Raw genomic sequence first — 12465 nt, forward strand, 5'->3', positions numbered from 1 at the left:
AAACTAAGACGAGGTTTGGCGAAGGATGATGAATGGCGAGAAACTCGGTGGGCTAGTGACAGCGGCCCTTCCCCTTATCGACGAAGGTTTTCCCTGCCTCAGGCAGAAACTCCCATTCGTAGCCGGTCGGATGGAGGATCAGTTTGAGGATGCCGAATATATCGCTGTTTCGTACCCTGCTCTCACTCGGAATAGTACAGAACCCAGCATCACCATGTGTGTAAGAACTTGAGTAGATCAAGAGCATAACTCATGAATGATTAACCTCAACCAGTGTATGCATTTTGAGGCCCCTCTCAATTGTTGGTAAACCACGGCCCAATAGGGCGGTCACCCTTTTGAGCGGGGAAGTTGTCCCTCTTGACGATGAGCGATGTTCGTCGGCGTCAAGGCATGGTCGGCCATACTGTTATAAGGGGAACCAGTTTCGGCTATGTCGTAATGCACAGAACAAGCGCTATGCTCCAGGAATCTGCGGGACGGAAGGCGCCTGAGATCTGTACTTGATAGGCTTGGCCTTACTCGTCGGAGGGAACTGGAGCAAATTAATGGCGTAGATCTTCAATACGCCCCTGCCCTCTGGCCAGATTCACCCGCGAGGCGTGCACGCGAAAGAGAGCATCGATCATGTTGTCTTTCGCCCGCACGAGGGAGAACAAGGCATTCGACAATTCCAATGTGTTCGAGCTCAAGGTTCGGATACGCTCGCGAGCCAGACTCACTTCAGTCATGGAAGCTTTAAGACCATCTTTCGCGATCCGCTGCTGTTCGAGTGAGGCCTTCAGAGTCACCAGCGCGTCCCGCACTTCCATGCCGATCTGATTCTTCACCAGATCCAGTTTGTACGCCTCTTGATTATATTCGCTCACACTCTGCCCGATGCGGCCTTCCCGTTGACCTCCATCAAAAATCGGAATCGATAGCTGAACGCCGACGTTGTAGGTCCCGGCATTATTCTCGAATCGGTTTCCGATCAATCCGTAATTCCCTTCCGCAGACAGCGAGGGAAGGCGCTCCCCTTTGATCGAACGTATACCCAATTCCGCTGTCCTGATCCGTTGCACCTGAGCTTTGAGCTCCGGCCGCTCGGTTCCGGCAACCTCCAATGCACTGTGTAGTGTGGGAAGCGCTCCTTCATAGGCCTTCAGTGAATCCGTGAGTTGAAGCGCTAGATCGTATCCGATCCCGATGGCGTTCAGGAGCATGAACTTGGCCCGTTCGACTTCGCCCTTGGCCAATTCAAGGCGCTGCCGTTCATTCTCGAGTTGTGATTCCAACCGCGCCGCATCGAGGCCAGTGGCCATCCCCCCCACTTGCCGGTTTTTCACGAATGCCACGAGATCTTCATAGAGAGCCACATTGGCCGTTCGCGCGTCGACCGTTTCCTGGTTGCGCAGCACCTCGAAGTAGGACAGGGCCACCTTGGCCACAGTGTCGTTCTCCGTAGTGGCCGAATCCAGTTCGGCGACCTGTAAGGCGGACCGCGAGGCACGCCACCGTTCGATCAAACTCAGACTGAACAGGGACTGAGTAAAGGAGGCGCGGCCGTCGATGATATCGAACGGATCGGTCCTCACCGGTCTTCCGCCGATGGTCCCGAGGAAAAATGTTTGGTGGTTGTACTTACCAAAGGCGGCAACGTTCGGAAGAAGCGCACCCAACTGTGTCCGGGTTACCGCACGTGCGGCCTCAATTTTCTCTCGATATACACGAACGTTCGGACTCTTGCCGATGGCCAAATCAACGGCCTCCGCCAAGGACATCTTCAAAACAGGCGGGTTCTCCGACGGCATCGGAAGTGCTGCAACCTCTTGCGCGCATACAACCACACTGGCCGAGCATAGCCAAGCCAGGACGACAACACCGAGAAGAGCTCGACTAGGAATGATAAGCCCCCATGGTTGTCGACTCAACGACTCCACCCCTCGGCCACTCACCCGAGATGGCGATCTGCCTCTCATCGAGTCACCCTTCTATTTCGCCGTCTGAAACTTCACCGTGCAGGCTAGCCCCGCCGGCAAAGCGTTATTGGGATTCGGCATTTCCAGGCGGACCCCGAACGTGCCGCTCGCGCTATCAACTACCCGGTTGACCACCGTCACATGTGCCTGATAGGTGGTTGAGCCGCCGCCTTCCGGATGCACATCCGCCTTCATGCCGAGTGTGATTTTTCCCAGCAGGCTCAATGGCGCGAAGACTTCGATGCGCAGCGGATTGATCTGCGCCAACTTCAAAATTGGCATCTTGCCAGCCAACTCACCGGGAGACAATAGCCGGTCGACGACGACACCCGTCAGCGGGCTCGAGATGGTGCGGAGATTGAGCGCCGCCGTGGCCCGATGCCACTCTAGTTCGTCGATCCGTTTCTTTTCGGTGGCCTCCAGATACGCCGTTTCTACGAGTACCTTTTCCGTCTGGGCCTCATCGAATTCATGCTTGGCGATCGAGTTAGATTTGTACAAGTCCGTCGCCCGTTCAAGCTTCCTGGCACTGAAGGCCATTTTCGCCTGGATGCTCTTGAGCGTGGCCTCGGCCTCGGCCTTTGCCTTAGCCAGCTCGACCGTGGCTCTTTCCACACTGGCCTCTAGTGTAACCACGGCCTGCCCTTTGGTCACCCAATCGCCCCGTTCGACATGCACCGTCTGGATGATGCCTTCGACCGGCGATCCAATGGACACTTCCGTATAGGGTTTCATGATGCAGGCCAGATTGTCGGAGGCGTCACTCGCTATAGGCCACCCACACCAACTGACGGCAAGACAAATTGATACCCATCTCACACATCGACAAAAACGCAACCCATTCCTGATATATCTGAGGAACGACTCTGAATCCATCCTCACCATCGTACATTCGCCCCCATCATTCCACCCGTCCAGAAAACGCCAGCGCGGATTCGAGTTGATCTTCATGCTGGAGCAAATCCCGGCGCATGCGGGCATGCAGCCGTTCCGCCGACCGCTGGGCCAGACGCACGAGCCATTGCGTTGGGCATCCTTGCAGGGGGGTCCCCGGTTTCAGGAGCAGTGAGGCAACCCACCGGATGACCCTTCCCCGAGAAGCGACCAACAGTTCATCATCCAGAGACATCACGGTTTCGTAACTGCCGGGATCTCCTTGCCGACCAGTCCTCCCATAGAGCTGCCGATCGATACGTGTGGCTTCGTGCCGTTCGGTTGCGATCACATGCAACCCGCCGGCCTGAGCCACGGAACGAAGCACTTTGATATCGGTACCGCGCCCCGCCATGTTCGTCGCCACCGTGACTCGTCCGGACTCACCGGCTGCGGCAACGACCGCGGCCTCTTCCTGATCTTGCCTCGCATTGAGCACTACATGCTCGATTTGTGCATTTGTGAGTTGCTGACTCAGGATCTCAGAGGCTTCCACGGACCTGGTTCCGACGAGAACAGGACGTCCTTGTTCCCGCAACGCTCGGATCCGCTCCACGACCGCCTCCCACTTCTGATCCGCCGTGGCGAACAGGCGCTCACCCATCCACCGGCGCTGAAGCGGGCGATTCGTCGGAACCGTGACGGTCGCAAGTCGATAGACGTTCCATAGTTCACCGGCTACCTCCTGCGCAGTCCCGGTCATTCCGGAAAGCCAGAGATAGCGTCGAAACAATCGCTGATAGGTGATGCGCGCCAGCGGCCGGTTCATCGGCGTCACGGGGCACCCTTCCTTCAACTCGATCATTTGATGCAACCCATGTTCCCATGACCGATCTCCCATGACACGTCCCGTATATTCATCGATGATCTGCACCTTTTCACCGCGCACAAGGTAGTGCACATCGCGCTGAAACAAATGGAGCGCCGTCAACGCCTGCCGAACCAGCTCTTCCCTCCGCCTCGGTCCAGACCAGAGGCCTGTGAACCCTACCACCCGATTGGTGAGCGTGGTTCGACCACTTGAAGTGAGCCTGATGGTTCGCTCCCGTCCGTCCAACGAGAAATCTTGCCCGCGCACCAGACCGCGAGCGAAATCCAGAGCCATCTGATAGATAATCTTCTCCGGCACCTCGCCTCCGGCCCCGGAAATGATCAAGGGCACCCGCGCTTCATCCACCAATACACTGTCGGCTTCATCGACGATGCCGAAACACAAGCCCCGTAAGACCAACTGCCGCACCCTCGCCTCATCACCGTAGAGCCGCTCCAGTTGAAGTTGGATGCGATTCGGCTGCCGCCCGACCACCAACCGGTCCCGGAGATAGTCGAACGCCAGTTCCTTATTGCAGCAGTACGTCACGTCACAACCGTACGCACTCCGTCGCGCAACCGGATCAAGCTCATGGATCACAGCACCGACGCTGAGCCCGAGCCTCTCATAGAGAGGGGCCATCTCACGGGCGTCCCGTCCCGTCAGATAGTCGTTGACCGTGATCACATGGACCGGCACCCCTGCCATCGCAATGGTTGCTGCGGCCAAGGTCGCGGTGAGCGTCTTGCCTTCTCCCGTCGCCATTTCCGCGATGCAGCCGTTCAGCAAGACCCAGCCACCGAGAATTTGTACGTCGTAGTGCCGTTGACCAAGCGTCCGCTGCGCCACCTCCCGGATCAGGGCAAAGGACCGGCACACCCGCTCCTCCGAAAGACCATCCCGACGCAAGCTCTGACGCACCTGCATCGCTCGTTCAGTGAGTTGCTCGTCCGACAACCTTGAGAGCTCGTGGCCCTGCGCTGCCACCTGTTCGACAATCGTCGTGTTTCGGCACAATCGCACTCGGTGCCGACGCCGCAGTGAGCTGAACAGGCGAGCCCCTTGCCGGTCGAACCAACCCTCCTGAGAGACAGATCGTTCCGGATAGGCACTGTGTAATGCTCTGCGTTCGCGCGCCGGATCAAACATTGAAACGCGCCAGGAACACCTGACGCCCCTGCCGATACCATTGAATCGCTAACGATTCGCGTCCGTGATCGAATCGGACGTAGACCCTCCCGCCGACGTTGAGAAGACCCTTCTGAAGCGGCAGCGCCAAATCGATCTGGAAGAGCTTTTTGAGCGCCGTGTGTCCTTTCGCATCGTGTGGATCGAGTGGCACCTGTCCTCCCCCCTCGCTGCCCAAGGCCGGACTCGGCAGCTCGTCGCTGGCTGCCGGTACCAGACGTGAGATTGTCGCCCGCATCGGGTCAGCCAACCGCTCCGACAGTCGCACTTCCACGGCCTGGGTCTGATGCCGAATCAAGTCGATATCACCTTGATCAACAATCGTGCGGACGGTCATCATCTTGAGGTCCACGATATGAGCTAGCACATCACCCCGCTTCACAAAGTGCCCGGGCAGATCCTCGGCCTTTGGAAGGATAAATGTCCCTGCCACCCGACTTCTGAGTTCAAGCTCCGACTGTCGCTCCTTCGCTCGAGCCAAACGCTCTTCGATGTACCGCTGCTCCTCTTCCAACATTTTTGCCTTCACCAGGTTGTCGACGAGTTGCTCTCGCACCCGCGATTTGATCTCGTGCAGCTGCCCCTCGATCATCTTCACATCTGCATGGACCGCAGGGTCTGAACAGACCACGAGCAGATCGCCAGGGCGAACCGTTGAACCAGGCACCGCTACCACCTGTTCAACAAACCCATCAATCTGCACCCGCACAAACGCCTCATCCGGAATCCAGACGACGCCCTCCGCCCTGGTCCGGAACGGCACCGGAAGAAGCGTCAGCAGGACTATCACCCCGGCAACCAGCGCCAGACTGACGGCCACGGCTCGCCCGCGCACCCGTCTGATCCTGGGACTGGTGAAGAGATAATGGATACCTTTCCCGAGGGGCAGCACAAACCAGGTGCCGGCCGTCAAGATCGCAAAGATGACACCCAGGACAAATAACTGATCCGTGAGATAGAGAAGAATGGCGACGACGACCACCACCCGATAGATGAAGGATGATACGGCATACGTGATGAACCAAGCCCGCTCGCCTTCGGTCGCATGAGGCACCGACGCATCGTCCCGCCCAAACAGGTATCGCTCACAGAGATATCCGAGATAGGTATGGGCACGCTGACGGAGATTCGGAATTTCCAGAAAGTCCGCCAGGATGTAATACCCATCAAATTTCAGTAAGGGATTGGCATTGAAGAGGACCGTGGAGATCCCGGCGATAAAGATGGTGTTGTAGGCAAGGGTTCGAACGAGACCTGGTTCGACGCTGACCCACACATACACGGCCATCGCGGCCAGCACCAATTCCACGATCATCCCCGCGGCCCCGACGACGACACGCTGCCATTTATCGGCGAACGCAGACGAGGCGGAAGCCTCCACATAGGGCACCGGCGAGAGAACCAGGAGCATGAGCCCCATGTCATGCACCTCGCCGCCGAACACCTTGACGGCAAAGGCATGGCCGAATTCATGCAGGGCTTTGATCACGGGAAAGAGCAGCCACAACAGCACGAGATTCTGCGGCGCGGTCACACGATCAATCAGATTCGCGCTGAGATCGGACCAGTGCGCGGCACCAAGTACAACAGCCGGGGCGACGATCAGACCCCAGAGGATAGCACCCCACCAGGAGAAGAAGGGGCGAACAAGCGGGGCGAATTGTTGCAGAAACCGTTCAGGATCAACGAGGGGAAACTGCCAGGCGAAGACACTCATCAATCGCTTCTGCCACTTCCGCTGCCGCTGCTTGTCATGGCGAGCCAAGAGCTCAGCAGTGTCCGGAGGAATGTCGCACTGCAACAGGTCCGCAGCATGGAGCTGACTCAGCAGTTGGACCACATCCGGTTGAGTCGGCGCCTGGTCTCCAAGCTTGGTCGAGCAATGCTCCCATATGGCCTGGACTGAGCGCGTGCCGTCCATCAAGCCGATGAAGGAGAACGCGGTCGGAGAAAACCGGTGGAATCGCTCGTTCGCCAGGTCCTGCACGACATACCAAATCTGTCCGCGATAGCGATGCCGATGCAGTTGGGCATGACCGCGAAGCCGCGGGGTCAGGGACGCCACACGGTACCAGGAGGGACTAAATAACGCTTCAGACATACAGTTTCACATTTCCAGTTTCATGTCTCAAGTGACCGGCACGTTCCCCAACCTGAAACCAGAAACATGAAACACGAAACTCCTCCGTACCATGCGCGTTACGGCAACCATGTCCAGACAGTCAGTCGGACCCAATCCACAACCTGATGCGTCCAGATCCAGATCAACGAACGCCGATCGATCTCGATCTTCCCTGCGCCTTCCATCGCCGGACGCAGCCGGTCATGCGGCTGATCGAGCGCCGCTTCCACACGGAAGAAGTTGCGCCCATCCTTTGCCGTCGACAGGGGCGTCATCTTGGCAACCGTAACCCCCACCGGGTCAGACGGAAAGGCCGCGAGCAACAGCTGTCCGTGCTGGCCAACCCGCACGTCCGCGATGTCACGCTCGTCGACTTCCAGCACCACCCGGTAGCTGTCGAGCGGGGCGATCTCGAACAGCACCTTGCCCTTTTCAACCGGTGAACCCAGTGACTGGCTCAGGTCGCCGCTGACGACGATCCCATCGAACGGCGCCATCACGCGCGTGTGTGCAAGTTGATCATCGACGAGGGCCAGTTCCGACTCCACCTGATGCATCTGCGCGGTGGCAATCTCAACCTTGGCGGCCTCCCGCTCGGCCATCGCCTTGTGATACTCCTTGCGATACTCTTCAAGTTTGCTGAAAGACTTCACTCGTTCGAGCCGCAATTCTCGGTCATCCAGCGTACACAGAACATCGCCGGAACGCACCACATCACCGGCGCGAAGAGGGGCCTCTCGAATATAACCGTTGAACGGCGCTGCAGCCGTCCGTTGAACGACCGGCTCCAAGACCGTCTTGGTCGAGACGCGATAGTCGCCCTCCGCCAGGAGACAGAAGAGCACGAGGCCCGCGAGAGTCGCGGTCGTCACCTTCACCGCCACATGACTGAGGCCCAGCAGGTCACAAACATAGCGAGTGAGCGCATCCCAAACTTTGGCCCCGATCCAACGATCGTCGCGACGATGGATCTCCAGCACCGGACCGATCAGTGCCGCGACCGACCGGCAGAGCACCACACTCTGGTCGTCGAACAGTCGGTCCGCCGGCCGTTCCAGCAAGAGGGCACCGACAACCTGCCCGTTCGCTTCCAGCGGCACGCACAGCAACGCTCCACTCCCATGGTCTTTGGCAAACGCCGCATGGGCCTGCATCACAACTCCGGCCCCTTCCGCCGGCGGGGGAAAAACGATCGCTTCGCGTTGATCAATCGCTTCATCCATGGCCTCGGCCAACCCACGAATCACATTGGTCTGTGCTTTGAATTCCGCACTGTGGGATACCGCAGCCACGCAAGCATGGCCGCGCTTCACGAAACCCAGCGTGACGCGATCACACGAGAGCGTGGTCGCCAGCGCATTCACCAAGGCCATGGCCGACGCGTAAAACCGGTCATGTCCAACAGCGGTAGCGACCAAATCCAGAGCAGCTTGGATCCGTTTACACGTGCCTTTTTCAAGAGCCACCGTTTCCCGCGCAAACAGCAGTTCGAGCCAGGCAGCCCCCCACTGCAGCCGCCGCATCAGCCCTTGCAGCTCCGACCCGGATCTCGATGCGACTTCCAGCACGACGGCGCCATGCAATGAACCGCCGACTTCGATGGGATAGCCGATTTCGCAGGAGCCGTTCAGTGTCCCATCCTCAGCCGACGCACCACACACAACAAGACGCCGCCGTTCTGCCAACGTCCGTTCAGCGGTATGGGTGAGCTGGGTGAGATGCTGGAGCCCCTCGGGCCAGATCGCGACGGGAGAGAAGGGACCACGATCAGCCGGACCGAAGAGCACCATGCCCGCCCGCACACTCTCGATCATGCGACATTGCAGCGCCAGCCAGCTCCGGCAAAAGGCGTCGACGGTTGTCGCTTTGGCAAAGGCGGTCCAGAGTGCATCATCCTGGGTTGCATCAGCCTGCGTCAGCGTCGAAACCAATGTCTCTGCTTCTTCATTGAACCGCGCACGCTGTGAGCTGACCTGTTCGTTCATGAGGGCTGGTGTTTCTGGGAGAAGACCGACTACTTCTTGGCGGGTCTGTCCAAAGCTACGTATCGAATACCTAACTGGAAGACGAGCACGAGTGATAGACCCCTCGTGCTCGCCTCACATTTATCACGTCACCCTCTCATGCCATATCCTTCACGAATGGCGAACCACGCTTCACACTTCATACCTTCCAATTACGCCGTTACCGTGATCGTCACCGTCGCTAGGTTTGAAGTAGCCGTGCCATCGCTGGCTCGGTAGGTAAAGCTGTCCGTGCCAACGAAGCCGGTATTGGGCCGATAGGTGAACGTGCCATTGCTGTTCAGTGTGAGTGTGCCATTGGTCGGACCACTCACGCGCACGGCAGTAAGGGGCTTGCCCTCTGGATCTCGGTCGTTGGTCAGAACATTGCTTTTAGTAAGTTTGACGAGTTCGAGATTGTCGTCTAAGCCGAGCCATCCATCCACGAAAAACAGTGTCCCGTTCACGTTGGTGAGACTACCCATGTATGGTCCACTATCCATGACCTGCACGGTCCCGGCCACCGTTCCATCACTTTTCCACAGGTCGTTAGCAGCGGATCTGAAGTACGCTACCCCGTTGACATCCGTAATCAACGGGCTCCCGTTAGCCAATCCAGGCAACACTGCACCCAGCGCAAGAGTCCCTGCCGCAGTCCCGTTACTCTTCCACAGCTGCATGTTTCCGCCAGGCACAAAACTACGGAAGAAGAGCTGGCTACCGATCTGTGTGAGATCTGTAAAAGTGGTGTTCCCTGCACCCGGCGTGATGTCTTTGATCAGGGCGGTTCCCGCTGTCGTCCCATCGCTTTTCCAGAGCTCCAGGCCGTTCGCCCATGTGAAGGCCGTAAAGTACAAGGTGCCGTTGACATTTGTGAGCTCACTGGGCGCGGAACTGATGCCTTCCTGGGTGAACTCCTTCACCATTATCGTCCCGACAGTCGTACCGTCTGTCTTCCACAGCTTATTGTGATTACTGAAACCATTATCAGCGGTGAAGAAGAGGGTACTGTTGACCGCTTCGAGGTTACTGACATCAATCCAGCTATTTGGCGCGAATCCTCCGACGCGTTGAGTCCCTGTTGCATCGCTTTTCCAGAGGTTGGGTCCTGTCACCCCATCATTCGCGACAAAGAAAAGCGTGCCGTTGACGGCTGTCAACTCATCGATTCTCGAGTCAAGTGAACCAGCCCAGATGTCTTTAACCATGACCGTTCCGGTCGCTGTCCCGTTGCTCTTCCAGAGCTCCCGTCCATTCACCCCATTATCGGCAGTGAAGAAGAGGGTGCCATTGACATTGACAAGAAGATCATTGAGCAAAAACGAGATTCCATACCCAGTCCCCGGCTTGATGTCCTTGACCAGCACCGTGCCTGCCGCTGTCCCGTCACTCTTCCACAGCTCCCGACCAGTGGCTGCAGTTTCAGCCGTGAAGAACAACTTCCCATTCACATTCGTGAGTTGCTCAGGATTCGAACTGCCGGATCCAGCGACGATGTCCTTGACCAGTACCGTACCTGTAGCAGTTCCGTCACTCCTCCAGAGCTCCCAGCCATTACTGCCGTTGTTGGCTGTGAAGTAGAGGATGCCATTGACATTGACTAGTTCATTTCCGCCACGTGGGAAAGCACCGCTAGCCCCCGGCCGAATGTCCTTGACGAGGGTAGTAATCTCGGACAGGACGCCATTCTTCTTTACCGTGAACGCATCGTTGACCGCGACGGGGGGTTGATTGGTCAAGTTGGTGAGGAAGTGCACATCGCCGGTGGTGGTCCGTGTCTGCCCCGCAAGCAAATAGGTGGTCGGAATCGTCGGCGTGATAAACCGGCTGTCGGCACTCAGTGTGCCCTGTATCTTGATGCTGCCGATCCCAGTGGGCGTGCCGGTGACAAACCGGTCATTCCCGTTCCCAAAGATCCCATCCACAGGATTGACGCTGACCCGCACGGTACTGTTCGTCATCGATCCAGTCAGGACAAACGTCTGCAGACGCCCTAAGCCATAGGTGTCGAGATTGGTACTCGTTCCTCCCAGTTTGCCGTCTGCGCCCAGCATGGTCCCGATGTATAGATTTGCTCCTGTCAGATTGCGAGCGGTGAAGGTGGTGATGGATTTGGCCGCGAGGCTCCCGCCGAGTTTATCGCCGATGGTCAGCGTGGTGATTGCACCATCGATCGCCAGCGCGCCGTTGACATCCGTGGTCGCGCCCGTCAACGATGCGAGCGGCCCAAAGGCATGCACGTCATTCAACAACACCCGACCGTTGCCACCACTGGTCGTGATGGTCACAGCGGAGGTAGTGGTCGTGCCGGTCAATCGCAGATCCCAATTGGTCCCGTCCTTGAGGACGGTCCCCACTCCGGGCCCAGTCAATTTGAAGGTGACGGCAGTCCCATCGGCATCACGCAGCGTGAGCACGGTGTTGCCTGCACGCCCCGGTACCGCGCCGAATTGCCACGCGACCGTAAACGAGGGACCCACCCCGGTATTGTTGGCTTCGCCGGTCGTGCCTTCCGCCACAACGTTAGTTGCATCCACCCGCGAGAGTAACTTATAGGTCCCGGCCGCCAAGGTATTTGGCATCGTCAGATTGACCAACACGCTACGAGACTGCCCGGCACTAAGAGCTGCCGTGGTCGTCGTCCCGAGTAAGACATCCGACGTACTGAACGTACTATCGGTCGAGGCATAGACGCGGACTTGCGTGGACACGGTAGCCGCTGTGGTCCCTTGATTCTTCACTTGAACCGTCGCCGTTTCGACGTTGGTCGGCACGCTGGGATCCGCCAAGGTATGGGCCGTCACCAGACCGGTCAGATCAGCTGCCAGTAAGAGGCGCGGCTCGAGTGGTTCCAGCATAAACTCAGAAGCTGGTCGTGATGACTCGGCTGGACGCGTCGCCCGCTTTAAGCCCGCTACCCACTTCCGGATTGTCGACCCCCTCATCACATCATGCATCGGTCACTCCTTTTTTTGATCATTCAAACAAGAATCATGTCTTCGAAGGAATCCTTGGGCGTACGAATTTCAACACTGCTCAGCAGCACGGCCGATGCACAGGTCCCCCTACGGCACCTCGCTCTCCGAGGTTTTTTTGACCAATCATCTCCGATGAGGGATCTGGTTCTACAACAGTCTCGTTCGCTATGGAAAGAGAAATGATGGGGAAATTTCATTTCTGATAACATTTCCGTCCAAAAAACTTTATGGAGACAACCAGCACGCATCTTGCTTCATTCACCGCGTGAATGCCGGCGCTTATCGCAGCAAATAGCATTCCGGGCATCGCTACATAGCTGAGACGTCGCCACCAGCATCTTGTCGTGACAACTCATCATTCTGCGAAATGACAGAATCACCTGATTGGTAGCGACATGTGACAGGATTTCATTTCTCGTTGAGATGAGGTTGATCATGACACCTTACCAGATCTCACCCTCGGGTCGCA

6 protein-coding genes are annotated in these 12465 nt (G+C 57.7%); all 6 read right to left on the bottom strand.

The genetic code is table 11. The annotated features are described in order from the left end of the window. Positions 1 to 545: 545 nt before the first annotated feature. The 6 genes from COMA1_RS15045 to COMA1_RS15070 all read right to left on the bottom strand — a co-directional run bounded on the left by COMA1_RS15045 (position 546) and on the right by COMA1_RS15070 (position 11975). A complete protein-coding gene (locus tag COMA1_RS15045) occupies positions 546 to 1961 on the bottom strand; it encodes a TolC family protein (protein ID WP_090749999.1) in 1416 nt (471 codons plus the stop codon). Between the two features lie 12 nt (positions 1962 to 1973). Next, positions 1974 to 2696: an efflux RND transporter periplasmic adaptor subunit gene (locus COMA1_RS15050; RefSeq protein WP_176698095.1), complete on the bottom strand. Its 723-nt coding sequence runs from the start codon at positions 2694 to 2696 to the stop codon at positions 1974 to 1976. Positions 2697 to 2862: 166 nt separating this feature from the next. Next, entirely contained in the window at positions 2863 to 4854 is a 1992-nt protein-coding gene (locus tag COMA1_RS15055; RefSeq protein ID WP_090750004.1) for a preprotein translocase subunit SecA, read from the bottom strand. Further along, positions 4847 to 6994: an HlyD family efflux transporter periplasmic adaptor subunit gene (locus COMA1_RS15060; protein WP_090750006.1), complete on the bottom strand. Its 2148-nt coding sequence runs from the start codon at positions 6992 to 6994 to the stop codon at positions 4847 to 4849. Before COMA1_RS15060 ends, COMA1_RS15055 begins: the two co-directional genes overlap by 8 nt. Positions 6995 to 7092: 98 nt before the next feature. After that, positions 7093 to 9000 (bottom strand): GAF domain-containing protein, encoded by a 1908-nt coding sequence (locus COMA1_RS15065; protein ID WP_090750008.1) that lies wholly within the window; start codon positions 8998 to 9000, stop codon positions 7093 to 7095. A gap of 191 nt (positions 9001 to 9191) precedes the next feature. Next, entirely contained in the window at positions 9192 to 11975 is a 2784-nt protein-coding gene (locus COMA1_RS15070) for an ELWxxDGT repeat protein (RefSeq protein ID WP_090750010.1), read from the bottom strand. Positions 11976 to 12465 lie beyond the last annotated feature (490 nt).

This window comes from Candidatus Nitrospira nitrosa (assembly GCF_001458735.1).
Lineage (GTDB): Bacteria > Nitrospirota > Nitrospiria > Nitrospirales > Nitrospiraceae > Nitrospira_D > Nitrospira_D nitrosa.